The organism is Candidatus Borrelia fainii, assembly GCF_027925085.1.
Lineage (GTDB): Bacteria > Spirochaetota > Spirochaetia > Borreliales > Borreliaceae > Borrelia > Borrelia turicatae.
Genome location: NZ_AP027072.1, coordinates 26,013 through 51,571 on the forward strand (window position 1 = coordinate 26,013; position 25,559 = coordinate 51,571).

Genomic DNA, 25,559 nt, shown 5'->3' on the forward strand with positions numbered 1-25,559 from the left:
CCTAAGTATTATTACAGATAGTAAAAAAGGAAAACAATTCTTATGAAAAGAAAAGTTTCCCTCAAATGACTTTATTTAGTTATGTATGTTTTATTTATAATTTTTATTGGTTTCCACCAGTTGCGTCTGCAGGTTTAGCTAGTGCTTCATTTATTAACTTTAAATTACGATCAATAGTTTTTCTTATTGCTATTATTAGAGTACTTAGTGTCTTATTTACCGCACTTGCTACTGCACCATTTACTGCATTGGCAGATTTATCTTCATTCTTAGCAGCAAATTTACCATCCTTAGCCATTGCTCTTAAAGCTATCCCTGCTGCAATAACTGCATCTTTATCTTGTAAAATAGCTCCAAACTCCTTATCCTCATTCTTAGCAACAGCAATCTCAGCAGCGTTTTTTGCTTTATCAATATCAACCTCACCAGTACCCGCTTCAGCAGACTTAGCAATAGCTTGTAAAATATCAGCACCAGTTACTGCTCCAATTGATGCACTTGCTGCTGCCGCGTGTGCGTCTGTTCCACCATTATCTTTTCCACCAAGCAATTTACCAACTGATTTTTGCTCTGTGTTACCAGTCTTAGTAGCTCCTGCACTTCCCTCATCATCCTTTAAAACCGCACCAACTATTTCTCTAATTCCCTTAACAAGTGCATTTACACTTGCAGCCTCTCCAGGTGCACCCTCCTGATCTTTAACAGCATTTCCAATAGCAGTATCAGTTGTAGCCCCTTTAGCTGCTTCACTTGCACCTTCTGCGATCGTACCTAATGTGTTAATAAACTGATCAACAACTGATTTAACTTTTGAGTAATTCTCATTCTTAGCAACTGATTCTTGCAACTCATTTTTTACTGATGTCATAGTTTTTGCAATAGCAGTAAAATAGTTCCCTACCTCACTTTTCTTAGTATCTGCCTTAATGCCAAAAGCATTAGTTACCATATCACCAAAAGACGTAAACACATTTAAAAATTTACTCTTAAGCTCCTCAGTATTAGTACTGCCACTCCCACAGCTAAGAAGTAAAAATAAAGTCATTAATAACGCACTTAAAGTAATTCTTTTCATTATTACGTGCCTCCTTATTAACTTAAAGGGGGCAAGATGGCTAACAAGCTTTGATAAGCAAAATAAAAAAGCCAAAAACATAGATACCTTAATATTTGCAAAGACTAAATACAATGGAAACAACTAGTATGTATGAATTGTTGTTAACAAGAATTTAAATGATTTTTGTAAAAAAATGACTAAAAGAAATAATTGACAGAAGGCCAATTAAATAAGGAGTAATTAAATAAATTTACTTTACTAATAATGAAATTAATGCTAAAAATATTCCTATATTAAGTGTAATAAGGGTTCCAAACATCCAACCATGAAGTCTTAATGTACTCTTAAGTTCCATTTTATTAACATCAATTATTATTATCCAGGTCTTTTAATATTGGACTTTAATGTTGCTTCTACCTTTTCAAACTTAAGGTTAAAAGTAGTCTTTAAATATTTAATATCTTTATAAGTAAGCTAATTTTATAATATCTGTAAGCAAGCTCAATAACAATACTCTATTAATACCAGCTTTAGTTAAGTTCAGCTATAACCATTTGTTGAGTAATTACTGGTTGTACAAGTCCCATAAAAATACCCTTATATATAATTATAATATAATATGTTAAGTGTTACAGGAATCTCTTTGTAGTAAAATGTGATTTAAAAGAATCCCTAAGTATAACATAAAGTATTTAGTCTATTTTCTTAAGTTTATCAAAAAGCTTAAATGCAATCTTACCATCAATCTGTTGTAAAAGGATTGTTACCAATAATATTTAGACCTAAGTATTATTACAGAATTATTACAGATAGTAAAAAAGGAAAACAATTCTTATGAAAAGAAGAGTTTCCCTCAAATGACTTTATTTAGTTATGTATGTTTTACTTATAATTTTTTATTGTTTTTTATCAGTTTTGTCTGCAGGTGTAGTAGCACCTTTGGTTGCTAGTGCATCATTTATTGAATTTAAACCACTATCAATAGTTTTTCTTATAGCAATAGTTAAAGTATTTAATGTCTTTTCTACCGTACTTGCTGCTACTCCTTTAGCAGACTCAGCTTCAGTCTTATTTGCTGCAGTATCCTTTACAATAAATTTACCATCCTTAGCCATTGCTCTTAAAGCAATAGCTCCTGCTATAATTGCATCTTTCTTTGCAGAATCTCCAAGTTGATCTTCATTCTCATTAGCAGTACCTTTAGCTAAAGCCAAAGCAGCTGCATCTTTAGCATCACTAACTTTACCATCTTTAGCATTAGCATTAGCAGCAGCAATAGCTTGTAATATATCAGCGCCAGTTACTGCCCCAATTGATGCACTAGCAGCAGCTACATGTTTATCTTCAGCACCTTTATCATTACCGGAATTTTGAGCACCAAATAGCTTACCAATATTCTTTTTATCCTCATCAACTGAAGTAGTCTTATCTGCTTGTCCATCACCATCTTTTAAAACTATTCCAACAATAGTTTTAATACCATTAACAAAACTCTTTATACTTTCTGCATCAGGACCATTTCCAGCAGCATTAGATTTCACAATTTCACCAACAACGCCACCAGTAGCAGCGCCACTAGCTGCAGTCTCAGCTCCTTCTTTAATTTTGTCTAATTTTTCAGTCAATGTATCAACAGCTGATTTAACTTTTAAGTCATTCTCATTAGTAGCAACTTCTTTTTGCAACTTATCTTTAACAGATGTCATAGTCTCTGCTATTTTAGTAAAATAAACTCCAATATCGTTCTTTTTAGTCTCAGCTTTAAAACCTAAAGTTTTAGCAAAAACATTTAAGAAGTCATTACTTAAACTAATAACTGACTGTAAGAATTTACTCTTAGGATCCTCAACATTAGCACTGCCACTCCCACAGCTAAGAAGTAAAAATAAAGTCATTAATAACGCACTTAAAGTAATTCTTTTCATTATTACGTGCCTCCTTATTAACTTAAAGGGAGCAAGATAGTTAACAACCTTTGATAAGCAAAATAAAAAAGCCAAAAACATAGATACCTTAATACTTTAAAGACTAAAAACAATGGAAACAACTAGTATGTATGAATTGTTGTCAACAAGAATTTAAATGATTTAAATGATTTTTGTAAAAAAATGACTAAAAGAAATAATTGACAGAAGGTCAATTAAATAAGGAGTAATTAAATAAATTTACTTTACTAATAAAGACATTAATGCTAAAAATATTCCTATATTAAGTGTAATAAGGGTTCCAAACATCCAACCATGAAGTCTTAATGTAGTCTTAAGTTCCATTGTATTAACATCAATTTTATTATCAAGTTCATTGAATTTAGTATCTATTTTGGAATTAAGATTATTCTCAACAGTATCAATTTTATTATCCAGGTCTTTTAATATTGGACTTTAATGTTGCTTCTAACTTTTCAAGCTTAAGGTTAAAAGTAGTCTTTAAATAATCAATATCTTTATAAGTAAGCTAATTTTTATAATATATGTAAGCAAGCTCAATAACAATACTCTATTAATACCAGCTTTAGTTAAGATCAGTTATAACCATTTGTTGAGTAATTACTGGTTGTACAAGTCCTATAAAAATACCCTTATATATATAATTATAATATAATATGTTAAATGTTATAGGGAAGTTATGTAAGTAAAATGTGATTTAAGAGGTAACTAATATAACATAAAGTATTTAGTCTATTTTCTTAAGTTTATCAAAAAGCTCAAATGCAATCGTACCATCAATCTGTTGTTAAAGGATTGTTACCAATATTATTTAGACCTAAATATTATTACAGATAGTAAAAAAGGAAAACAATTCTTATGAAAAGAAAAGTTTCCCTCAAATGACTTTATTTAGTTATGTATGTTTTATTAATAATTCTTTATTATTATCCACCAGTTGAGCTTTAAGGTGTACTAGCATCTTTGGCTGCTAGTGCTTCATTTATTAACTTTAAATTACGATCAATAGTTTTTCTTATTGCTATTATTAGAGTACTTAGTGTCTTATTTACCGCACTTGCTACTGCACCATTTACTGCATTGGCAGATTTATCTTCATTCTTAGCAGCAAATTTACCATCCTTAGCCATTGCTCTTAAAGCTATCCCTGCTGCAATAACTGCATCCTTTCGTGCTTCATTTTTAATCTCTTTATTATTATCTTTCTTAGCAACAGCAATGTCTGCTGCATTCTTTGCATTTTCAATCTCAACCTCACCAGTACCCGCTTCAGCAGACTTAGCAATAGCTTTTAAAATGTCAGCACCAGCTACTGCTCCAATTGATGCACTTGCTGCTGCCGCATGCTTTTCTTCTCCACCATTATCTTTTCCACCAAACAACGTCCCAACTGATTTTTGCTCATCTTCTGCTGTCTTAGTAGCTTCTGCACTTCCCTCATTATCCTTTAAAACCGCACCAACTATTTCTCTAATTCCCTTAACAAGTGCATTTACACTTGTAGCCTCTCCAGGTACAGCATCCTGGTTTTTAGCATCACCAATCTTATCTTCTCCTGTAGCCCCTTTAGCTGCTTCACTTGCACCTTCTGCGATCGTACCTAATGTGTTAATAAACTGATCAACAACTGATTTAACTTTTGAGTAATTCTCATTCTTAGCAACTGATTCTTGCAACTCATTTTTTACTGATGTCATAGTTTTTGCAATAGCAGTAAAATAGTTCCCTACCTCACTTTTCTTAGTATCTGCCTTAATGCCAAACGCATTAGTTACCATATCACCAAAAGACGTAAACACATTTAAAAATTTACCCTGAAGCTCCTCAGTATTAGTACTGCCACTCCCACAGCTAAGAAGTAAAAATAAAGTCATTAATAACGCACTTAAAGTAATTCTTTTCATTATTACGTGCCTCCTTATTAACTCAAGGGAAAAATGGCTAACAACCTTTGATAAGCAAAAAACACAATCTAAGAACATAGATACCTTAATACTTTAAAGACTAAATACAATGGAAACAACTAATATGTATGAATTGTTGTTAACAAGAATTTAAATGATTTTTGTAAAAAAATGACTAAAAGAAATAATTGACAGAAGGTCAATTAAATAAGGGAGTAATTAAATAAATTTACTTTACTAATAATGACATTAATGCCAAGAATATTCCTATATTAAGTGTAATAAGGGTTCCAAACATCCAACCATGAAGTCTTAATGTAGTCTTAAGTTCCATTTTATTAACATCAATTTTATTATCAAGTTCATTGAATTTAGTATCAATTTTGGAATTAAGATTATTCTCAACAGTATCAATCTTATTATCCAAGTCTTTAATATCAAATTGTAATGTTGCTTCTAACTTTTCAAGCTTAAGGTTAAAAGTAGTCTTTAATATTTAATATCTTTATAAGTAAGCTAATTTTTATAATATCTGTAAGCAATATATCTATTAATACCAGCTTTAGTTAAGTTCAGCTATAACCATTTGTTGAGTAATTACTGGTTGTGCAAGTCCCATAAAAATACCCTTATATATAATTATAATATAATATGGTTAAATGTTATAGGAATCTTAACTTTATAAAATGAAAAAGATTTTTTAAATCAATCTGCCAATACCATTCAGTATATAAACTTAAAGGCAAAACTATTCTAGATATTTCCTTTAAAACATTGCAATCTATCATATCTTGATATAGCTTGTAACAATATGTTTGACTTTTTTCTAAATCAAGTAATATATCTTTAGTAAATTGAGGGGATTCCATTTTTTCATTCACACGTTGATTACTATCAAGCTCTTGAATTTGTATATCTTCTGGAAGATAAAATTCTCCTCTCATTAAACTATAAGAACCAGATACTTCATTAATCCTAGCTGTTCTATGTCTCATCCATTGTCTTGCAATAAATAAGGGAGCCTTAACATAAAAGGTAAAGACAACTTGTTCAAATGGACTTGTATGTTCATTTCGTATTAAATAATCAATAAGTTCATTATCGTCCCTTTTAAAGCTTTCACTGCGATATGAAATTCTTGCAGCCTGAACGATCCTATCATCACTACCCATATAATCAATAAGCTTTATAAAGCCTTTATCTAAAACTCTATAATCCTTATTTAATAAATCTTCTCTTCCCATATTAGTAACAACTTCCAAAGATAATTATTTTTAGAAACTTATTTAAATAAAATTTAAGAAAGCTCCATTGAAAAGAAGACTCTCCTTTTCAAACATTAGTATTATAAAATATATTTATATATATATTTTCTTATCTCCTAAAACCTACTAGAACAGATCTTGCTTCTTGGATAAGATTTTCTATATCTTTCTTTCGTCCCATTACTTCACCTATCTTCAAAGAAGAAGATTCTAATTGACGTAAAGCATTTTCTGCATCACTTCGTGCAATTTCAGATAATTGCGCTGGTACATAAGATAATCTATGTCTCCAATTTGCTGAATTTTTTAATCTTTTGATAATGGATTTCTTTAAAGTTTCTTGTGCTCTCTTAAAAAAGAATTCTGCAGACCCTATACCTTGTATTGCAATATCAATTTCATTTATAAGCCTTTCAAAATTAGAATCTTCTTCCCTTAAGCAACTGTACCAATGATTTAAATTCTTTATCTCCATTCTATTTTTTCTAAATTTATCCCCTCCTAGACTCAACCCTTTGAAATTTCTTTTCTCTTGGAGTGTTGAGAGTATATTATATAAATCGACTCTTAATTGCTCATATTCATCTTTAAGCTCACGTGCATTTTCAATTAATTTAGCAAATCCAGAACTTCCAAGAAGACTTTTTACCTTTTCAATTTTTTCTTGTGCGTCTTTTTCGTCCTTAGTAAATGGAACTAAATCTCCTCCTTTTATATTTATTTCTTCTAGATAAGGATAGTATGAGGGATTATGAAATACTGGAATCTCTGTATTCATATTATTAACAGGCACTAAAGGCAAGTCCTGAACTACTTGATGTTTTAAGCCTTCTTCCAATTCACCTTCTTGCTTTCCATCCTTAGGATTTAAATCTTCTACCTTGTTGCTTTGTTTTAAATATTTTTCTCTTGATTTAAGCATCATTTCATTAAGGGTATTTATATCACATGAAAATAAACTTAAAAATATTAAAATAAATAATGGCAAAATACTTTTATTCATATCGCCCCCTAGCAGGTTATAACCCTACTTAACTTTTAATTCATAACAACTACCATAAAATGGTAGTAAACTTAAAATAAAAGCACAAAAAAGAACCTTTTAAAATACTACTACAATCAGTGTAATTTGTAATTGTTTAAAAGAGAACATAAGAATCTTACAAAGATACAATTAAAAATCAAAAGCTAAGAGGAATACCGCTCCTAGCTTTTTTTTATTGACTTTATTTTTCAGTTATTTACTTTTAATTAAAAATTAATACTTATTCTATTTATCCTTTGAAGTAGCCGCCTTAGCAGGTGTAAGCGCTGTAATTGCAGATGTTACTGCATCATTAGCAGCTTCTACTAACACACCAATTGCTGTATGAAGCTCGTCAAGTTCTTTAGCTCCTTTATCTCCATCCTTTTGCCCTATAGCTTTCTTTGCATGCTCATCAGTAGCACCTTCTTTACCAAGATCAGAATGATTGGTTTTCAATTTTCCTAAGAAAGTGTCTGTTTTTGTCTTAGAATCAGTAATCTTTTGCTTCAATTCATTAGGAAGCCCAACTGTTTGTTCTAAGTCTCCCAATTTAGTCTTTACAGTTGATATTATCTGAAATGCCCCTGCAAGTAATGATCCATTATGATCAGCATTATCAGTATCAAGAGTATCAGCATCCTTGATTTTCTTACCAATAGCTTTAGCAAGCTCATCGACAGATTTAACTAAAATACGAACTTCTTTTACACTAGCTGCAAAAGCAACAGCATTTTCTATGTCTGTACTTACTTTTTTTAAATCAATTACTGACCCATCAGCCTTTATTGCCGCCCCTTCTTTAGCTCCTCCATTATTACATCCTATAAGTAAAAATAAAGTCATTAATAACGCACTTAAAGTAATTCTTTTCATTATTACGTGCCTCCTTATTAACTTAAAGGGAGCAAGATAGTTAACAAACTTTGACAAGCAAAATAAAAGCTTAAGAACATAGATACTGTAATATTTGCAAAGACTAAAAACAATGGAAACAACTAGTATGTATGAATTGTTGTCAACAAGAATTTAAATGATTTAAATGATTTTTGTAAAAAAATGACTAAAAGAAATAATTGACAGAAGGTCAATTAAATAAGAGGCTAATTAAATAAATTTACTTTACTAATAATGACATTAATGCTAAAAATATTCCTATATTAAGTGTAATAAGGGTTCCAAACATCCAACCATGAAGTCTTAATGTACTCTTAAGTTCCATTTTATTAACATCAATTTTATTATCAAGTTCATTGAATTTAGTATCTATTTTGGAATTAAGATTATTCTCAACAGTATCAATTTTATTATCCAAGTCTTTAATATTGGACTTTAATGTTGCTTCTAACTTTTCAAGCTTAAGGTTAAAAGTAGTCTTTAATATTTAAAATCTTTATAAGTAAGCTCATTTTTATAATATATGTAAGCAAGCTCAATAGCAATATATCTATTAATACCAACTCTAGTTAAGATCAGTTATAACCATTTGTTGAGTAATTACTGGTTGTGCAAGTCCCATAAAAATACCCTTATATATAATTATAATATAATATGGTTAAGTGTTATAGGGAAGGTATGTAAGTAAAACGTGATTTAAAAGAGTCCCTAAGTATAACATAAAGTATTTAGTCTATTTTCTTAAGTTTATCAAAAAACTTAAATGCAATCGTACCATCAATCTGTTGTTAAAGGATTATTACCAATATTATTTAGACCTAAGTATTATTACAGATAATAAAAAAGGAAAACAATTCTTATGAAAAGAAGAGTTTCCCTCAAATGACTTTATTTAGTTATGTATGTTTTATTAATAATTCTTTATTATTATCTACCAGTTGAGCTTTAAGGTGTACTAGCATCTTTGGCTGCTAGTGCATCATTTATTTTCTTTAAACCACTATCAATAGTATTTCTTATTGCTATGGTAAGAGTATTTAATGCTTTAGTAACGGCACTTACAGCAGCAGCTTTAACTGCAGGGTCATAATCAGCAGCATCAGCAGCATTAGGACCAGAAAATTTGCCACTCTTAGCCATAGCTCTTAAAGCAATAGCACCTGCAATAGTAGCATCTTTAGGGGCAACTCCAGCATTATTAGAAGTGGCTAATTTAGTAGCATCACCACCATCTTTAACAATAGCTTTTAAAATGTCAGCACCAGTTACAGCCCCAACAGCCTTAGCAGCATCAGCTGCAACCTTCTTTGCATTATTAGCATCACCAGCAGCAGCAGCAGCAAATAATTTACCTGCTTCACCATCAGCAGCATTAGCTGTTCTTGCAGTAGAACCATCTTCAGCCTTTTTATCAGTACCAGCATCATGTTTACCTTCATTTGCACCAAGTACCACGTCTACAATTGATTTAATTCCTCCTACTAGTTTATCGACATTAGTCCCAGCAGCACCAGCATTATTAGCAGCAACATTAGCAATTGGGTTATCATCAGAATCAATAGCATCACTAGCAGTCTTAGCACCTTCTGCGATCTTACCTAATGTGTTAATAAACTGCTCAACTGATTTAACTTTTGAGTAATTCTCATTCTTAGCAACTGATTCTTGCAACTCATTTTTTACTGATGTAATAGTCTCTGCTATTTTAGTAAAATAAACTCCAATATCGTTCTTTGTAGTCTCAGCTTTAAAAGCTAAAGTTTTAGCAAAAACATTTAAGAAGTCATTACTTAAACTAATAACTGACTGTAAGAATTTACTCTTAGGATCCTCAACATTAGCACTGCCACTCCCACAGCTAAGAAGTAAAAATAAAGTCATTAATAACGCACTTAAAGTAATTCTTTTCATTATTACGTGCCTCCTTATTAACTCAAAGGGGGCAAGATGGCTAACAACCTTTGATAAGCAAAATAAAAGCTTAAGAACATAGATACCTTAAATATTTGCAAAGACTAAAAACAATGGAAACAACTAGTATCTATGAATTGTTGTTAACAAGAATTTAAATGATTTTTGTAAAAAAAATGACTAAAAGAAATAATTGACAGAAGGTCAATTAAATAAGGAGTAATTAAATAAATTTACTTTACTAATAATGACATTAATGCTAAAAATATTCCTATATTAAGTGTAATAAGGGTTCCAAACATCCAACCATGAAGTCTTAATGTAGTCTTAAGTTCCATTTTATTAACATCAATTTTATTATCAAGTTCATTGAATTTAGTATCTATTTTGGAATTAAGATTATTCTCAACAGTATCAATTTTATTATCCAAGTCTTTAATATTGGACTTTAATGTTGCTTCTAACTTTTCAAGCTTAAGGTTAAAAGTAGTCTTTTAAATATTCAATATCTTTATAAGTAAGCTCATTTTTATAATATCTGTAAGCAAGCTCAATAGCAATATCTCTATTAATACCAGCGCTAGTTAAGTTCAGTTATAACCATTTGTTGAGTAATTACTGGTTGTGCAAGTCCCATAAAATACTCTTATGTAATTATAAGGTAATATGTTAAATGTTATAGGAATCTCTTTGTAGTAAATGTGATTTAAAAGAGTTCCTAAGTATAAATAAAGTATTTAGTCTATTTTTTTTTAGTTTATCAAAAAGCTCAAATGCAATCGTACCATCAATCTGTTGTTAAAGGATTGTTACCAATATTATTTAGACCTAAGTATTACTACAAATAGTAAAAAAGGAAAACAATTCTTATGAAAAGAAGAGTTTCCCTCAAATGACTTTATTTAGTTATGTATGTTTTATTTATAATTTTTTATTGGTTTCCACCAGTTGCGTTTGCAGGTGTAGTAGCAGCAGGTTGAGTAGCTTCTGCAGACTTATCTTCTTGTGTAACGGCTGCTAGTGCATCATTTATTGACTTTAAACCACTATCAACAGTATTTCTTATAGCAATAGTTAATGTATTTAATGCCTTAGTAACAGCACTTACAGCTGCTCCTTTAACTGCAGGGTCATACTCAGCAGCAGCATCAGACTTACCAGCAAACTTACCATCCTTAGCCATTGCTCGAAGTGCAATAGCGCCTGCAATAACTGCATCTTTTTTAGCAGAGTTAGCATCAGCAGCCCCTGAAGCTAACTTAGCAGCATCACCTTTATCTTTAACCATAGCTTTTAAAATGTCAGCACCAGTTACAGCCCCAACAGCTTTAGCAGCATCAGCTGCAGCTTTTTTTGCATTAGCAGCATTATTACCAGCATTATCAGAAGCAAATAGCTTACCTGCTTCACCATCAGCAGCATTACCACCGGTTCTTTCAGTAGAACCATCTTCAGCCTTTTTATCAGTACCAGCATCAGCACTTCCTTTATCTTTAAGTACCACGTCTACAATATCTTTAATGCCCTTTACTAGTTTCTCGACGTCAGCCCCAGCAACACCAGCACCAGCACCAGCACCAGTAGCAACATTAGCAATTGGGTTATCATCAGAACCAATAGCCTCACCAGCGGTCTTAGCCCCTTCTGCGATCTTGTCTAATTTGCCTGTAATAAACTGATCAACTACTTCTTTCACTTTTAAGTAATTCCCATTCTTTTTAACTGCGTCTTGCAACTTCTTTTTTACTGATGTCATAGTAGTTTCAATATCAGTAAAATACTTCCCTACCTCACTTTTCTTAGTATCTGCCTTAATACCAAAAGCATTAGTTACCATATCACCAAAAGTCACAAAAACATCTAAGAATCCCTTACCTAAATTAGCAATAGAAGTTAAAAATACCTTTTGTGGATCTTTTTCTGCTACTTCATTATTACATCCTATTATTAAAAATAAAGTCATTAATAACGCACTTAAAGTAATTCTTTTCATTATTACGTGCCTCCTTATTAACTCAAAGGGGGCAAGATGGCTAACAACCTTTGATAAGCAAAATAAAAGCTTAAGAACATAGATACCTTAAATATTTGCAAAGACTAAAAACAATGGAAACAACTAGTATGTATGAATTGTTGTCAACAAGAATTTAAATGATTTAAATGATTTTTGTAAAAAAAATGACTAAAAGAAATAATTGACAGAAGGTCAATTAAATAAGGAGTAATTAAATAAATTTACTTTACTAATAATGACATTAATGCTAAAAATATTCCTATATTAAGTGTAATAAGGGTTCCAAACATCCAACCATGAAGTCTTAATGTACTCTTAAGTTCCATTGTATTAACATCAATTTTATTATCAAGTTCATTGAATTTAGTATCTATTTTGGAATTAAGATTATTCTCAACAGTATCAATTTTATTATCCAAGTCTTTAATATTGGACTTTAATGTTGCTTCTAACTTTTCAAGCTTAAGGTTAAAAGTAGTCTTTTAAATATTCAATATCTTTATAAGTAAGCTCATTTTTATAATATCTGTAAGCAAGCTCAATAGCAATATCTCTATTAATACCAGCGCTAGTTAAGTTCAGTTATAACCATTTGTTGAGTAATTACTGGTTGTGCAAGTCCCATAAAATACTCTTATGTAATTATAAGGTAATATGTTAAATGTTATAGGAATCTCTTTGTAGTAAATGTGATTTAAAAGAGTTCCTAAGTATAAATAAAGTATTTAGTCTATTTTTTTTTAGTTTATCAAAAAGCTCAAATGCAATCGTACCATCAATCTGTTGTTAAAGGATTGTTACCAATATTATTTAGACCTAAGTATTACTACAAATAGTAAAAAAGGAAAACAATTCTTATGAAAAGAAGAGTTTCCCTCAAATGACTTTATTTAGTTATGTATGTTTTATTTATAATTTTTTATTGGTTTCCACCAGTTGCGTTTGCAGGTGTAGTAGCAGCAGGTTGAGTAGCTTCTGCAGACTTATCTTCTTGTGTAACGGCTGCTAGTGCATCATTTATTGACTTTAAACCACTATCAACAGTATTTCTTATAGCAATAGTTAATGTATTTAATGCCTTAGTAACAGCACTTACAGCTGCTCCTTTAACTGCAGGGTCATACTCAGCAGCAGCATCAGACTTACCAGCAAACTTACCATCCTTAGCCATTGCTCGAAGTGCAATAGCGCCTGCAATAACTGCATCTTTTTTAGCAGAGTTAGCATCAGCAGCCCCTGAAGCTAACTTAGCAGCATCACCTTTATCTTTAACCATAGCTTTTAAAATGTCAGCACCAGTTACAGCCCCAACAGCTTTAGCAGCATCAGCTGCAGCTTTTTTTGCATTAGCAGCATTATTACCAGCATTATCAGAAGCAAATAGCTTACCTGCTTCACCATCAGCAGCATTACCACCGGTTCTTTCAGTAGAACCATCTTCAGCCTTTTTATCAGTACCAGCATCAGCACTTCCTTTATCTTTAAGTACCACGTCTACAATATCTTTAATGCCCTTTACTAGTTTCTCGACGTCAGCCCCAGCAACACCAGCACCAGCACCAGCACCAGTAGCAACATTAGCAATTGGGTTATCATCAGAACCAATAGCCTCACCAGCGGTCTTAGCCCCTTCTGCGATCTTGTCTAATTTGCCTGTAATAAACTGATCAACTACTTCTTTCACTTTTAAGTAATTCCCATTCTTTTTAACTGCGTCTTGCAACTTCTTTTTTACTGATGTCATAGTAGTTTCAATATCAGTAAAATACTTCCCTACCTCACTTTTCTTAGTATCTGCCTTAATACCAAAAGCATTAGTTACCATATCACCAAAAGTCACAAAAACATCTAAGAATCCCTTACCTAAATTAGCAATAGAAGTTAAAAATACCTTTTGTGGATCTTTTTCTGCTACTTCATTATTACATCCTATTATTAAAAATAAAGTCATTAATAACGCACTTAAAGTAATTCTTTTCATTATTACGTGCCTCCTTATTAACTTAAAGGGAGCAAAATGGCTAACAACCTTTGATAAGCAAAAAACAAAAGCTTAAGAACATAGATACCTTAAATATTTGCAAAGACTAAAAACAATGGAAACAACTAGTATGTATGAATTGTTGTTAAAAAGAATTTAAATGATTTTTGTAAAAAAAATGACTAAAAGAAATAATTGACAGAAGGTCAATTAAATAAGGAGTAATTAAATAAATTTACTTTACTAATAATGACATTAATGCCAAGAATATTCCTATATTAAGTGTAATAAGGGTTCCAAACATCCAACCATGAAGTCTTAATGTACTCTTAAGTTCCATTGTATTAACATCAATTTTATTATCAAGTTCATTGAATTTAGTATCTATTTTGGAATTAAGATTATTCTCAACAGTATCAATTTTATTATCCAAGTCTTTAATATTGGACTTTAATGTTGCTTCTACCTTTTCAAGCTTAAGGTTAAAAGTAGTCTTTAAATATTTAATATCTTTATAAGTAAGCTCATTTTTATAATATCTGTAAGCAAACTAAATAGCAATATCTCTATTAATACCAGCGCTAGTTAAGTTCAGCTATAACCATTTGTTGAGTAATTACTGGTTGTGCAAGTCCCATAAAATACTCCTTATATAATTATTATATAATATGTTAAGTGTTATAGGAATCTCTTTGTAGTAAAATGTGATTTAAAAGAGTTCCTAAGTATAACATAAAGTATTTAGTCTATTTTCTTAAGTTTATCAAAAAGCTAAAATGCAATCTTACCATCAATCTGTTGTTAAAGGATTGTTACCAATATTATTTAGATAATTCAATTAGGTAACTTATCTAATAACAGCAGGCTGAATAGCACTAACTTCAGTCATTTCTGTAGTAGTTTCAGAATATTGTATTCCCTTAACAACACCTCTTATATTATCTAGATTGTTTGCTACTGTTTTCCTGATTATAAAATTAAGTACTACTAATACCTTATTTACCGCACTTATAGCTACTGATTTCACTATCTACAATCATTCCAAGCCCTTAACTAAGAGACTTAACTGAAGCTTTTTTGTCTCTAGTACCAACACCAGCATCACCACCTTTAATAACATCACCAATAGCCTAATTAGTGGTTTTTGCACCATCAATTATCTTATTAAGAGTTTCACCAACTAGTCTGTTAATAACAATCTCAATTGCAGAAGCATTAGGATTATTTTCAGATTTCATGTCAGATACAATTTTCTCAAAGGCTGTCTTAGTACCTTGTACAGTATCATAGACTTTATTAAAGTTAAGCTCTAACATTAAACTTCTTAGTAGCAGTATTAAATCTTAATACACCTCCAATCATATCACCAAAAGACATAAACACATTTAAGAAGTCATTATCTAAACTAATAATTAATTTTAAGAATCTACTCTTAGAACTCTGCAACTAAAGTAATCTAACCTCTCATTAAGAGACAAAATAAGTTAAATAATTATTTATAAAGTCAGTCCAATATTATAGAGTTTTAAGCTCTAGTTTAGTTTCAAAATAACCAAGTATATTAGAATCATCATTCTTTAATTGTAGTAAAAACTTATCTATCATTTCTAAACTATCAAAAGATATCTCATCTAATACCGAATGCATTCTTTTAGATGCTTGAAGCAATTTTTTGCAATAATAATACTTAGCAGGTATACATTTAGGAGACTCTCAAGCTTAGTTACAGATTTATGACTAACAAATTGCTGTTTTGTTGTGCTTTTAGTTATTGTTTTAGTATTTGTTGCTTTGGTATTAACAATTTTATTGTCCTTTAGAGAATTTATAGATGGAATATTTATACTACTATCTTTTTCTTATCATCTCATTGAATACGCTCCAAAGAGCTAGCATCAGTGTCAACTTCACTCTCAATTGATAGGTATCTTATAAGAGCATATCTTTTGAAATATGTCATGTATGAATTTACAAGTTGAGGCAGTGTATTTTGATTCTTTACGCCTATTTATACAAAATAAAGTTTTTCTGTATAAATAGGCGTATCAAATGACTCGCTATATACACTCTCGACACTGTAAAATGCTGTTGTAATAACATTAATTGTATTATTTCTTACAATTTTAATGTTGGACATTGTACAAAATCAATATCTAGATTATTGCTCTTTATAACATGTTTAATTTCCCTTATTATCCCATTGAAATCTTGATATTTATACCCACTAATCCTGTAAGGTTCTTACCTATACCACTTAAGTACATTTGTAGACTGTATAAAAACTTTAGAAAGTTCATTTTTGATTGATCTTTTTTGATACTGAATTTTGATCATTTACTATTATATCTGTTACTTTTCTTTTTGCTTGTTTATTTAGTTTCTTACTTGCTTTACAAATTTTAGTTTTTGTATTTTATATTTTATTTTTTATCATATTAAACTCCTACTTTATGAATTAATAAAAACAAATATATAACAAAAAAATAAAAATTTAGAGCTTAGTTAAGCATTCTATTTAAGAATATTTAACTAAGCTCTAAGGCTCACTGTGGTGATCATAAAATAGGTAGTTCTAAAACGAATAGCACTACTAGTAATTAAAATACAACAAATTAAAAATAAAATCAACCCTTTACTAATAATTTTCTTACCTCATAAAAAATTTACTTATTAGAGACATAATCATAGATATAATTATTGGCACTCCTAAAAGAAAAATAAAGTGTAAAATACTATTTCTTATATTAAGCTTTTCTAATAAAATTGCATTATTTTTAATTCTTTTTTTAAAACTTCAAAATTAGAATTGTCATTCTAAAGTAAAATAAAACATACGACTGCTTCAGTAAATCCTTTTTTAAAAACTCCATCCTCAAATCTTCTGTTCTATATATCTTATATACTAAATTATTTATAAACACTTCTTACTTTTCATATTTTATGCTTTTAAATTCATTTACAAATTTTTCCAATATTTTCTTTTCACTTGAAAAAAGCTTATCTAATATAAATCCTGTAAGCTTTGGATTTTGCTTATAAAAAGCATAACTTTCTTGATTTTTAAGCTGAAATTTTAATGGCTTGATTGAATTTATTCTTGATTTTTTTAATGCTTTACTTTCACTGTTCCTCAAAACAAACAATGTCTGTCTAAATCCGTTTTCCACTAAAAAATTTTCTTCGATAATCCCTTCTTCTATAGCACTGGCAATTTTTAAGTAATCATAGGCTTGAGTTTTGGCCAATTTATAATCTTTTGTAAAATCTTCAAAATTCTTGTAACCATCCATCTTATAATACTCATTATCTTTTATTTCTTTTAAAACTTTCATTGTTTCTATTCTAGAACAGATTTCAGATTTAAAGTTAATAATTAATTTTGACTTTAATGACTTATACTTAACTAATGCATCACTTTCATTAGACAAATCTCTTTTATTTAATTGTATATTCATATTTTAACCTCCTGAAACTAAATTTTTTCCGGTGCCGGAAATTTGTTCTTTCTTTTATTCAAAATCTCCATTATATTTTCCATCCAAAAGATAATGTAATTTCCATTTTATCTAAAAAACATCTAAGTACACTTTGGTATTCATATATATAATCTTTGTTTAAATCAAAAACACTGTTTTCTGCTATCCTCTTATTTAAATCCTCTCTTTCAGATATAGTTCCTAAAAAATCATCTCTTGATTGTAAAATGTCAAGTAAATGTTTATGGGTATTATTTTTTTTAAATCTAGTTACTAGTATAAAAGTAGGTATACTAGCTCCTATTTTTTTCGAATAAAATTCTAATAAATCTAAACTTTCAACTGCCCATTTTTCAGCCGTTATTGGCACTAATATATAATGACTACTAACTAAAGCATTTATTAAAGTAAAGTCTAAACTTGGTGGTGTATCAATTAATATATAATCATAATTATCCTGTAAAGATTCTAATCTTTTTTTCAATCTTAATTCTTTAAATGAAATGGCTTCTTGATTAAACTTATGCAAGCTTAAATAACTAGGTATCAGATCTAAATTATTACCGACACTTATAATTGCACTGTTTATCTCTAAAGAATCTTCTTTCAATACCTCGTATATATTAATATTTGCCAAATCTATATCCTTAGCTTTAAGCTTATTAAAAAAATAACTTGTTATTGAAGCTTGTGTATCGATATCTATTAAAAGCACTTTATAATTTTCGCTTAAGAGTGTTGCAAATATTAGTCCCGTACTACTTTTTCCAACACCTCCCTTAAGACTTGCAATACTAATTATTTTAGGTTTTTTTCTATCCATTTGGTAATTATCCCTTCTTCTGGTAATTTTTTACCATAAAATTCATATACTTTTTTTTCTAGGTCTATAAGTTTATCAACTAAAAATTTACAATAATTAGTATCTACTTTATCTTTTCTAAGTAAGTAAGAAATTCCTACAATGTAGCAAAACACACTACCCTTCTTAAATCTAAATTCTATATAATAAGCTTTTGAAAAAGTAGATGCTTTAATAACTCCATTTTCTTCATATCTTGTTACAACATTCTTTATTGGTTTCCTATAGCCATAATAAATACCTAAGAATTTATCATTGTCTCTTACAGGAAATAGATTAAAAAATTCTGCCTCTTTCCTATTAAATAATTTTCTAAGTAAAATAAAGAATTTATTTTGCTTTTTATTGACTCCAAATGCATAAAAATCTGTCATAATTTTTGTATGATATAAATTTCTGTTATTTTTACTTTCTATCTTAATAAAGATAGGTTTATCTATTTTATTATTAATTTTTAACTTTTTCTCTTTAAGGCGTTCTAATATACTCTTCATAATTAATCCTTAACTAGTATTTTTTTTTGGATTCTCCTAATTGTAAATAATCTTTATTATCTTCCATTAACTCTAAAAGTTCGTAATGGTAATGATTACTAAATACCTTGTTATATTCTAACTTGTTCTGTTTGCTTAAATAATTTTTTAATATCGGTACTAAAATCGATATGTCTATTTTGGATTTTAATTGTTCAAGAAGTATGCTAAACACGTTATTTCTAATATCTCTCTCATTTTCTTTTGTGTTTCTATTAATATATTTAACTGTTTTTTTAAGTCTTCCTATTATTTTTTCTAGATCACTGTATTTATCTTTTTCTATGATAAAGTGAGGTTTGTTTTTATATTGTTCATACACATTTTGTATTTGGGTTTCTAATTGTTTGCTATCATATCCTTCTTTCTTCAAATTAGCTTTTGTTTCATCTAATATTCTGATTAATTCTTTTTGTTTACTCTTAAGTTTAATGTTATTTATTCTTTTATACCTGCTGTTTTCGGTTTTCTTAATGGCTTTCAATGCTTGGATTTTAAAATCTTTTTCCACTTCTAGATTTAAAATAGAAAGGAAAGCATTTGATTTAAAATTGCATTTTTTAGCGTATTTTTCTACTTGTAACTTTTCTATAAATTTTGTGTTTTTATTTTCTTCATTATCTTTATTATTATATTTATTATTAAAACACTCCCATTTTTCTACACTGCTATTTTTGATGCAAGTTTTTTCAAAATATGCATTGGCACGTTTTTTGTATCTTTCCTCTTTTTTTTCTCTAAAGTGTTTGTTGATTATGCGGTAACATTCTTTTTTGGGATATTTAAGTTTGTAATGAACTTCAGTTCCCATGTTGACGCCCAAATGTCTGTGATAATTCATTGTTACTTTAAATTTTTTTTCTAATTTATAGAGATGACTTTGTAGAGTTTTAAGTTTAACAGGTTTTTGGTCATTTTTTTTCATATTGTTATTAAAGTAATGAAGTATGTTGCTTTGGGTATATTTTTTAAGGTTCAAGTTCATATAATTTAGTGTAGATATTAAAACGATTAACTTGTGTTGATGTTTGTTTGTAGATTTTTTTGTGCTCCTCATTTAAATCTCCTATTTTATGAGTATATTATTAACTATTATAGTGTGATATACGTTAAAAGTAAACCTATTTATAATAAAATATTTTTTTGTTTTTATGAATTTATAAAGTAGGAGTTTCAATATGGTAAATATATCAAAAATAAATAATCAAAGATCAAAGGTGGAGATGCAACAATTTGGTTTATGCGGACAAATGATATTTTAAGAATTTGAATCATTTGCATATCAAAGTCAAAAGTTGCTTAAAGATAAACAAAACCAAATAAGTAAAAATAAGCAGGATAAGGCGTAAATTACCAAAAATTGGTAAGGATGAGTGTTTTAAGTTTAATAGTAAAGTTGATTTTAGTATGCAAAGAGAAGTATTAAAGCGTATGGATGTAAGTGAAGTTGGAAGAGTGTTTATTGGTGCTGATTCTTTAGAGAAATTGATTAGAGATAGAATACTATAAAGCTATAGGAAGAGAAATTCCATTTGAAGATAACTTAAGCATGAAGAAGGGGAAGATACTAGAAACCTTGGGATTTGATGAATTTGTACGTATGTACTCAAGTAATATGGAAGTGTTGCATAAAAATAAATATGCAAATGGTGTTGATAAGTATAATTATTTTAAAAAATTCAAAGACCTTAAGACATTAGTTGGTTCTACAATTGATGGATGATTTGTGGATAGTGAAGGAAAAGCACAATTACTTGAGATCAAATTTAAGTATAATCTTTACTTAAAAAGTGCGGTCTCTAAATACAATAAAACTGGTAATTTTTTAGAAAATAAATATTTCTTCAAGTATTATGTTCAAGTACAAATGCAGCTATTATGTACAGGTTTAAACAAGGGTAATTTATTTGTTATTATAGGTAATGAGGCGATCAATTGTGTATTTGAGAGGAATGATGATTTTATTAGAGAGGTAATGGTTAATGTTTCAAGATTGGAAGCAGAAGTAATTCGTATTGCCAACTCTTTAAAGTCAAACAGTGATATTGATATTAAAAATGTTGATTTAGATGAATTAAGTGTTATTATTGGAGATTTTTTGAAGAATGGCTGCGTATATAAAGATTTGTGTGATATAGATTTCAAATTTGACTTTTTAGAATTTGTAAAATTTAGTGATTTTGAAATTGATGGTGAAGATAATTGGAATTTGAAAGAATGCCTTGAAGAGATTAGTTCTTTGCAATCTGAAATTGATAGAGTAGAAGAGACAACTAAAAAGGGTCATACTTTGGAGTTGTCTAGGTTAACAAAATTTATTAAAGATAAACTTGAATCCCAAATAGATGATCTTATAGGAAAATTTTCTTTAATTGAACATGTAAATTATAATTTTGAGGGGGTATTTGTTCCATTGAGATATGACTAAAAGATCTATTAAGGATAGGTTTAAGTTTTTAGGTGATAGTATGAATTTTACTTTTAGTAATTCGAATGTGGTTGATGAGTGGTCCACTCTTACTTTAAATGCTATTTAAGGGTACCTTTATGAGGTTTATGTTTATGTTTTTATTAATTACTTACAGTATTTTAAGATTTTTATGTAAGTTTAGCGTAATAAGTATAGAGAAACTCATTCATGATTATTATGTAAGGCAAAAATTTTTAAAAAATATGAAAAAATATGAGAAGACTTGATTGTGATTTAAAACGTATGGCAATGCTAAGTAGGCTTCATGATAAGGAGGGTTCTAGTGTTTGATATTACTTTGTTAAGTATGTCTGGTCGTTTAACAAGAGGCTGTGAAATTACTTATACTAGTAATAGTTTCCTTATGTTAAAATTTACTCTGGCTAATAATAGAGGTGTTAAGAGGAATAACTTGAGGGTGAGGCATGCATAATTTTTTGGCTGTGTGATCTTTGGATCTAAAACAGGGAGCCTTATTGCTTTGCTTTCAAGTTGTACTTAATGGCTCTCTTGCTTAAGAAAATTGGACCGATAAGCGTACAGGTGATAATAAGAATAAATGCAGTATTTTGGTAAATGATAGTTGGGATCTTAAACTCGTCTGTTAAAACCCAAGTAACTAATGAGACTAAATCTCAAGATGGGTTTTATGAGGATATTCTCTTTTAGTGATTAAGAGTCAAATAGTTTTAATAATAGTTTGTAATAGAAAATTTATAGAAGTTTTTGAATGTAGAATACTTAAGATTAGTAAGAATAGTGTCTTTGTACATAATATCTTTAGCTTTTCTGTGTTCTTAGACCGATTGTTAAATTTGTTTAATAATAGGGAACTTAATCCTTAATGTTAAAAGCTTAGATATTTGCTGAGGGAGGTTAAAGGTGCAAATAAAGCAAAATAATCCAAACTTAATTTTAGAGATACAGGAATGGGGGTGTTACTTTTTATCTCTTCATTATTATATAGAGAAGTTTAAAAAGTTTCGGTTTAGTATTAGTGATATTAACAATAATTATCATACTTTTGTTAAGTTAGGATATATGAGAAGTAATTGTTATATTCTAAATCCATGTGCTGTACTTGGAAGGTTTAATATTAATACAAGTATACGATGGGAGGCCCCCACTTACATATGTTTAGACAGCGAATTTGAAGTAAGTGAAGTTAAAATCAAGGGTGTTCCTGGATATCATTTTATGGCAACTAATAATGGTGTAGTGCTTTATGATTCACTTGAGTTTGAAGATAGGGGGAGAGAGTATACACTTACGTCTAAGCGTATATTTAAGCAAGCTTAAGCTAGTACTTTTATCTGTTATAATGAACAATAATGAAATGTTGGCTTTAAATTTTCTGGATTTGTATTTATTACACACTAAATGCTTATCAAAACCAAGAGTTTAACAAAAAATTTAAGTTATTTCAAACTATTTTGATATCTTTTTAAGCTTGTATTTTACTTGCAGCTGATAATCCATAAACATTATCAATCTCTTGTGTGGAAGAGTATTTCATAAGCTCTTTTATTTCAAATTAGTTATAGCCTTTAGTTTTAAGAGATGCAATAAGTATATTGCGACATATATGTAGTGATTTGCAATGTTTAAATCCTGATTTAATTAGTAATGATTTAAACTATTTTGAAATCTCACTTATTTTAATTTTATTGTCACGGAATTTAAGTTTACTTTTTTGAAATAGATATGTATGTCTTAAGTCTTTTCCTTTAGAAGAAAAGTATTCTTTATGTGCCTGCATAATAGCATCGCAAAATTCAGACTTACTAATAACTACTTCTCTTATACAGATACTGCTATGTTTTTTTGCTACATTAACATTAAGAGAGTAAAATATTTCACCATCACTGATAATCTTTTTAGAGATGTCAGTAAGTCTTACATTTTGTATCCTAACACCTCTACAACCAGTAATACTTAAAAGATATACAAACCATCCTGAGATTGGGTCTTTTGCTTTAAGTCTTTCTATATAACGCTCTACTAGACTAGTTGTTTTGTCATTTAGATAAAATTTAAAGGAATACTTTTTGATTGTTTAGTCTTTTAATTTTTAAGATTGATTTTGGGTATATTTAACATTTAAGCGTTCATTTTGCATTTATAATTCTTTGATTTTGAAATTATAGATTATCGTTAATTAAATGTTTTTCTCATATTGTTAACTGAAGATTTTAAAAATAGATAAAATTAGTTAACAAAAGTTAAGCAAATACTTATATGTAGAGTCAATTTTTAATGAGCTTTATTGTGTATATAAAATATCTTTTCTAGGGTTATTTGTTATAAATACTTAATAATCCTATTTGTATTTACTCTATTTGTCTTTTTAGTAGCTTTTCATTTTGCAATGATGGATTATTTATTATAAAATTTAAATACTCTCTTTTTGTTAACCAAAGGTTTATTTTTATAGTTATCCTTACCATTTTTATAGTGAGTTTAATTTATTCTTTCTTACTCTTTTTTATCTAGAATTTTTGTTGCCCTATTATCTTAAATCTACTTTTTTTTAATATTTTTTCTTAACTTTCATCTTTGATTATTAGAGGTTTATTTTAACCACCTGCTACTGCACAGGCACTTGTAGCATTTGTTTTAAATTGATCTAACTTGTTATCATCCATTGTATTAAAGTATCCCTGTACTACTTGTTTAAAAGTATTTTTACCATCGTTATTTCCATTACATTTTTCAAGTTCAGTATGTATATGCTCAAGTGCAGACTTTATTTTAGATTCATCAAGGCTTAAAAATTTGTTGAAAAGAGCATCATTACCTAAAGCATCTTTTAAGAAGTCTAAGTCTTTTTTTTGACTATCATTTAACTTTTTTTTTAACACTTCTTCTGGTGTTTTTTGTACTTTTGCTTGTTCTTCTGTATTTTTTGTACCTTGGGGTATAATAGTTCTATACTCATATTCGCAACTACTAATTAATAGTAAGAAAACCAAAATAAAATTAATTTTATTCATATAAAACTCCTTATTTTTCTGATTTTAAAAATATATCTCTATTTTTTTCTTAATGTACATGTACTTATAAATATTTATTGTTTTTGTAAACTTGATTGTTTTGTTATAGAGTTTATGTTATTTTGTGTTAGATTTTGTTAATCTATACTAAGTTTAAAAAAATGTGAATAAGATAAGGGAATTATTAGATGATTATGTTGTGTATTTTAGAGAAGTAAATCTTAATAACACAGGGATAGCAAAAGAACTGGGAGTAAGTTGTGTTAATGTGGGAAAGATGAGACTGTAAATGGGAAGAGATTAAAGATGACTATGAGTATATTACTGGTACTGCCAAGCTTACTATTTGTGAAGACACTCTAACTAATATCTTTCCTTTACATATCACAAAGTACAGCTTATGCACGTGATCTTAAAAGTCAGTTTAGTATGACTAGAAGTATGTTAAGACTTGAATTTATAAGTTCATTTAGTCGTTATTTAGAGTTGGGACTTAAACCTCATAATTACAAAATAGAAGAATTAGAGTCTCAAATTAGCAATTTTTATAAGAAGATTTTGAATAATAAAATTGCACATTCAGAAGAAGAGAGTAAGAAGCTTGAAGATTGAAAATCTAAACTCGATGAGCTTAAAAGAGAAAGAGAACTTAAAAAGATGTCACTATGTTACAAGACAATGCTAAAGCTTAAAGTTACTTATACTGATGTGCGATTTAAATTACAAATTTAAAGGTTACGATAATGGATATATATATATATATATTACCTATATTTAAAGAAATGCAAAGAGAGTACAAGCTTGCTTTTGGTATTGATCTTGCTTACAGATATTATAAAAATGAGTTAAAATCCGATATTAAAGACTTGGATAATAAAATTGATGTTAATAAAATGGAACTTAAGAGTACATTAAGACTTCATGGTTGGATGTTTGGAACCCTTATTACACTTAATATAGGAATATTTTTAGCTTTAATGTCATTATTAGTAAAGTAAATTTATTTAATTACTCCCTTATTTAATTGACCTTCTGTCAATTATTTCTTTTAGTCATTTTTTTACAAAAATCATTTAAATTCTTGTTAACAACAATTCATACATACTAGTTGTTTCCATTGTTTTTAGTCTTTGCAAATATTAAGGTATCTATGTTCTTGGCTTTTTTATTTTGCTTATCAAAGCTTGTTAGCCATTTTTCCCCCTTTGAGTTAATAAGGAGGCACG

Annotated in this window: 25 protein-coding genes and 9 pseudogenes; 8 read left to right on the plus strand and 26 right to left on the minus strand. The window is 29.0% G+C overall.

What is annotated here, in order from left to right; translation table 11 throughout:
* Positions 1–103 precede the first annotated feature (103 nt).
* From QMG63_RS05085 to QMG63_RS05205, 25 genes and pseudogenes are all read right to left on the minus strand, one after another.
* Positions 104–1,075 (minus strand): variable large family protein, encoded by a 972-nt coding sequence (locus QMG63_RS05085; protein ID WP_281862326.1) that lies wholly within the window; start codon positions 1,073–1,075, stop codon positions 104–106.
* An 878-nt stretch (positions 1,076–1,953) separates the two neighbouring features.
* On the minus strand, positions 1,954–2,982 hold the full coding sequence (locus QMG63_RS05095) for a variable large family protein (RefSeq protein ID WP_281862328.1): 1,029 nt from the start codon (positions 2,980–2,982) through the stop codon (positions 1,954–1,956).
* A gap of 240 nt (positions 2,983–3,222) precedes the next feature.
* Positions 3,223–3,625 (minus strand): annotated as a pseudogene (gene bdr / locus QMG63_RS05100) (Bdr family repetitive protein).
* 322 nt (positions 3,626–3,947) lie between these two features.
* The gene (locus QMG63_RS05105; protein WP_425592816.1) at positions 3,948–4,907 is read right to left on the minus strand and encodes a variable large family protein; all 960 of its coding nucleotides are present in this window, start codon (positions 4,905–4,907) and stop codon (positions 3,948–3,950) included.
* A 229-nt stretch (positions 4,908–5,136) separates the two neighbouring features.
* A pseudogene (gene bdr, locus QMG63_RS05110) lies at positions 5,137–5,526 on the minus strand (Bdr family repetitive protein).
* Between the two features lie 52 nt (positions 5,527–5,578).
* A pseudogene (gene thyX / locus QMG63_RS05115) lies at positions 5,579–6,151 on the minus strand (FAD-dependent thymidylate synthase); the annotation flags it as partial.
* A gap of 130 nt (positions 6,152–6,281) precedes the next feature.
* The gene (locus QMG63_RS05120) at positions 6,282–7,175 is read right to left on the minus strand and encodes a P12 family lipoprotein (RefSeq protein WP_281862332.1); all 894 of its coding nucleotides are present in this window, start codon (positions 7,173–7,175) and stop codon (positions 6,282–6,284) included.
* Between the two features lie 267 nt (positions 7,176–7,442).
* The gene (locus QMG63_RS05125) at positions 7,443–8,072 is read right to left on the minus strand and encodes a Vsp/OspC family lipoprotein (protein WP_281862334.1); all 630 of its coding nucleotides are present in this window, start codon (positions 8,070–8,072) and stop codon (positions 7,443–7,445) included.
* Positions 8,073–8,313: 241 nt separating this feature from the next.
* A pseudogene (gene bdr / locus QMG63_RS05130) lies at positions 8,314–8,715 on the minus strand (Bdr family repetitive protein).
* Between the two features lie 323 nt (positions 8,716–9,038).
* A complete protein-coding gene (locus QMG63_RS05135) occupies positions 9,039–9,974 on the minus strand; it encodes a variable large family protein (protein WP_425592819.1) in 936 nt (311 codons plus the stop codon).
* Between the two features lie 263 nt (positions 9,975–10,237).
* Positions 10,238–10,641 (minus strand): annotated as a pseudogene (gene bdr, locus QMG63_RS05140) (Bdr family repetitive protein).
* Positions 10,642–10,935: 294 nt separating this feature from the next.
* Positions 10,936–11,997 (minus strand): variable large family protein, encoded by a 1,062-nt coding sequence (locus QMG63_RS05145; RefSeq protein WP_281862337.1) that lies wholly within the window; start codon positions 11,995–11,997, stop codon positions 10,936–10,938.
* A gap of 242 nt (positions 11,998–12,239) precedes the next feature.
* A pseudogene (bdr, locus tag QMG63_RS05150) lies at positions 12,240–12,643 on the minus strand (Bdr family repetitive protein).
* 294 nt (positions 12,644–12,937) lie between these two features.
* Complete coding sequence (locus QMG63_RS05155) at positions 12,938–13,999, minus strand: variable large family protein (RefSeq protein WP_281862337.1); 1,062 nt, start codon at positions 13,997–13,999, stop codon at positions 12,938–12,940.
* Between the two features lie 235 nt (positions 14,000–14,234).
* Positions 14,235–14,637, minus strand: a pseudogene (gene bdr, locus QMG63_RS05160) (Bdr family repetitive protein).
* 209 nt (positions 14,638–14,846) lie between these two features.
* Positions 14,847–15,026 (minus strand): annotated as a pseudogene (locus tag QMG63_RS05165) (variable large family protein); the annotation flags it as partial.
* A gap of 103 nt (positions 15,027–15,129) precedes the next feature.
* The gene (locus tag QMG63_RS05170; RefSeq protein WP_281862338.1) at positions 15,130–15,315 is read right to left on the minus strand and encodes a variable large family protein; all 186 of its coding nucleotides are present in this window, start codon (positions 15,313–15,315) and stop codon (positions 15,130–15,132) included.
* A gap of 18 nt (positions 15,316–15,333) precedes the next feature.
* Positions 15,334–15,442 (minus strand): annotated as a pseudogene (locus tag QMG63_RS05175) (variable large family protein); the annotation flags it as partial.
* A 72-nt stretch (positions 15,443–15,514) separates the two neighbouring features.
* The gene (locus tag QMG63_RS05180) at positions 15,515–15,646 is read right to left on the minus strand and encodes a hypothetical protein (protein ID WP_281862340.1); all 132 of its coding nucleotides are present in this window, start codon (positions 15,644–15,646) and stop codon (positions 15,515–15,517) included.
* 220 nt (positions 15,647–15,866) lie between these two features.
* Positions 15,867–15,959 (minus strand): ERF family protein, encoded by a 93-nt coding sequence (locus QMG63_RS05760; RefSeq protein ID WP_425592817.1) that lies wholly within the window; start codon positions 15,957–15,959, stop codon positions 15,867–15,869.
* A 48-nt stretch (positions 15,960–16,007) separates the two neighbouring features.
* Positions 16,008–16,136 carry a hypothetical protein gene (locus tag QMG63_RS05185; protein ID WP_281862341.1) on the minus strand — a complete coding sequence of 43 codons (129 nt, stop codon included), beginning with the start codon at positions 16,134–16,136 and terminating at the stop codon, positions 16,008–16,010.
* A 787-nt stretch (positions 16,137–16,923) separates the two neighbouring features.
* Positions 16,924–17,454, minus strand: a complete 531-nt coding sequence (locus QMG63_RS05190; RefSeq protein ID WP_281862343.1) for a chromosome replication/partitioning protein — start codon at positions 17,452–17,454, stop codon at positions 16,924–16,926.
* 70 nt (positions 17,455–17,524) lie between these two features.
* Positions 17,525–18,298: a ParA family protein gene (locus QMG63_RS05195; RefSeq protein WP_281862345.1), complete on the minus strand. Its 774-nt coding sequence runs from the start codon at positions 18,296–18,298 to the stop codon at positions 17,525–17,527.
* Positions 18,274–18,831, minus strand: a complete 558-nt coding sequence (locus QMG63_RS05200) for a DUF226 domain-containing protein (RefSeq protein WP_281862347.1) — start codon at positions 18,829–18,831, stop codon at positions 18,274–18,276. The genes QMG63_RS05195 and QMG63_RS05200 overlap by 25 nt, the downstream gene beginning before the upstream one ends.
* A gap of 13 nt (positions 18,832–18,844) precedes the next feature.
* Positions 18,845–19,927 carry a plasmid maintenance protein gene (locus QMG63_RS05205; RefSeq protein WP_281862348.1) on the minus strand — a complete coding sequence of 361 codons (1,083 nt, stop codon included), beginning with the start codon at positions 19,925–19,927 and terminating at the stop codon, positions 18,845–18,847.
* 492 nt (positions 19,928–20,419) lie between these two features.
* On the opposite strand from QMG63_RS05205, the gene QMG63_RS05210 reads away from it, so the two are divergent.
* From QMG63_RS05210 to QMG63_RS05230, 5 genes are all read left to right on the plus strand, one after another.
* Positions 20,420–20,593: a hypothetical protein gene (locus QMG63_RS05210; protein WP_281862350.1), complete on the plus strand. Its 174-nt coding sequence runs from the start codon at positions 20,420–20,422 to the stop codon at positions 20,591–20,593.
* A gap of 3 nt (positions 20,594–20,596) precedes the next feature.
* Positions 20,597–21,298, plus strand: coding sequence for a DUF244 domain-containing protein (locus tag QMG63_RS05215; RefSeq protein ID WP_281862352.1), 702 nt, complete (start codon positions 20,597–20,599; stop codon positions 21,296–21,298).
* Between the two features lie 134 nt (positions 21,299–21,432).
* Positions 21,433–21,567: a hypothetical protein gene (locus tag QMG63_RS05220; RefSeq protein WP_281862353.1), complete on the plus strand. Its 135-nt coding sequence runs from the start codon at positions 21,433–21,435 to the stop codon at positions 21,565–21,567.
* A 56-nt stretch (positions 21,568–21,623) separates the two neighbouring features.
* Entirely contained in the window at positions 21,624–21,773 is a 150-nt protein-coding gene (locus tag QMG63_RS05225; protein ID WP_281862355.1) for a single stranded DNA-binding domain-containing protein, read from the plus strand.
* A 449-nt stretch (positions 21,774–22,222) separates the two neighbouring features.
* Complete coding sequence (locus tag QMG63_RS05230; RefSeq protein ID WP_281862357.1) at positions 22,223–22,639, plus strand: DUF261 domain-containing protein; 417 nt, start codon at positions 22,223–22,225, stop codon at positions 22,637–22,639.
* Between the two features lie 1,277 nt (positions 22,640–23,916).
* Here QMG63_RS05230 and QMG63_RS05235 read toward each other — a convergent pair.
* Entirely contained in the window at positions 23,917–24,333 is a 417-nt protein-coding gene (locus QMG63_RS05235; RefSeq protein ID WP_281862359.1) for an Mlp family lipoprotein, read from the minus strand.
* A 163-nt stretch (positions 24,334–24,496) separates the two neighbouring features.
* Here QMG63_RS05235 and QMG63_RS05240 point away from each other — a divergent pair, with 163 nt between their 5' ends.
* From QMG63_RS05240 to QMG63_RS05250, 3 genes are all read left to right on the plus strand, one after another.
* Positions 24,497–24,622, plus strand: coding sequence for a DUF603 domain-containing protein (locus QMG63_RS05240; RefSeq protein WP_281862360.1), 126 nt, complete (start codon positions 24,497–24,499; stop codon positions 24,620–24,622).
* Positions 24,623–24,762: 140 nt separating this feature from the next.
* A complete protein-coding gene (locus tag QMG63_RS05245) occupies positions 24,763–24,945 on the plus strand; it encodes a hypothetical protein (protein ID WP_281862362.1) in 183 nt (60 codons plus the stop codon).
* A gap of 131 nt (positions 24,946–25,076) precedes the next feature.
* Positions 25,077–25,331: a hypothetical protein gene (locus QMG63_RS05250; protein WP_281862376.1), complete on the plus strand. Its 255-nt coding sequence runs from the start codon at positions 25,077–25,079 to the stop codon at positions 25,329–25,331.
* Positions 25,332–25,559: the final 228 nt, after the last annotated feature.

Bases quoted from the DNA above. Each gene is read 5' to 3' on its own strand.
- QMG63_RS05085 (WP_281862326.1), bottom strand. From the start codon at position 1,075: ATGAAAAGAATTACTTTAAGTGCGTTATTAATGACTTTATTTTTACTT.
- QMG63_RS05210 (WP_281862350.1), top strand. From the start codon at position 20,420: ATGAAGAAGGGGAAGATACTAGAAACCTTGGGATTTGATGAATTTGTA.
- QMG63_RS05190 (WP_281862343.1), bottom strand. From the start codon at position 17,454: ATGAATATACAATTAAATAAAAGAGATTTGTCTAATGAAAGTGATGCA.
- QMG63_RS05125 (WP_281862334.1), bottom strand. From the start codon at position 8,072: ATGAAAAGAATTACTTTAAGTGCGTTATTAATGACTTTATTTTTACTT.
- QMG63_RS05185 (WP_281862341.1), bottom strand. From the start codon at position 16,136: ATGTCCAACATTAAAATTGTAAGAAATAATACAATTAATGTTATTACA.
- QMG63_RS05120 (WP_281862332.1), bottom strand. From the start codon at position 7,175: ATGAATAAAAGTATTTTGCCATTATTTATTTTAATATTTTTAAGTTTA.
- QMG63_RS05170 (WP_281862338.1), bottom strand. From the start codon at position 15,315: ATGTTAGAGCTTAACTTTAATAAAGTCTATGATACTGTACAAGGTACT.
- QMG63_RS05195 (WP_281862345.1), bottom strand. From the start codon at position 18,298: ATGGATAGAAAAAAACCTAAAATAATTAGTATTGCAAGTCTTAAGGGA.
- QMG63_RS05105 (WP_425592816.1), bottom strand. From the start codon at position 4,907: ATGAAAAGAATTACTTTAAGTGCGTTATTAATGACTTTATTTTTACTT.
- QMG63_RS05155 (WP_281862337.1), bottom strand. From the start codon at position 13,999: ATGAAAAGAATTACTTTAAGTGCGTTATTAATGACTTTATTTTTAATA.
- QMG63_RS05235 (WP_281862359.1), bottom strand. From the start codon at position 24,333: ATGAATAAAATTAATTTTATTTTGGTTTTCTTACTATTAATTAGTAGT.
- QMG63_RS05200 (WP_281862347.1), bottom strand. From the start codon at position 18,831: ATGAAGAGTATATTAGAACGCCTTAAAGAGAAAAAGTTAAAAATTAAT.
- QMG63_RS05245 (WP_281862362.1), top strand. From the start codon at position 24,763: ATGACTAGAAGTATGTTAAGACTTGAATTTATAAGTTCATTTAGTCGT.
- QMG63_RS05760 (WP_425592817.1), bottom strand. From the start codon at position 15,959: ATGACATATTTCAAAAGATATGCTCTTATAAGATACCTATCAATTGAG.
- QMG63_RS05220 (WP_281862353.1), top strand. From the start codon at position 21,433: ATGTTTTTATTAATTACTTACAGTATTTTAAGATTTTTATGTAAGTTT.
- QMG63_RS05205 (WP_281862348.1), bottom strand. From the start codon at position 19,927: ATGAGGAGCACAAAAAAATCTACAAACAAACATCAACACAAGTTAATC.
- QMG63_RS05180 (WP_281862340.1), bottom strand. From the start codon at position 15,646: ATGCATTCGGTATTAGATGAGATATCTTTTGATAGTTTAGAAATGATA.
- QMG63_RS05135 (WP_425592819.1), bottom strand. From the start codon at position 9,974: ATGACTTTATTTTTACTTCTTAGCTGTGGGAGTGGCAGTGCTAATGTT.
- QMG63_RS05145 (WP_281862337.1), bottom strand. From the start codon at position 11,997: ATGAAAAGAATTACTTTAAGTGCGTTATTAATGACTTTATTTTTAATA.
- QMG63_RS05095 (WP_281862328.1), bottom strand. From the start codon at position 2,982: ATGAAAAGAATTACTTTAAGTGCGTTATTAATGACTTTATTTTTACTT.
- QMG63_RS05250 (WP_281862376.1), top strand. From the start codon at position 25,077: ATGGATATATATATATATATATTACCTATATTTAAAGAAATGCAAAGA.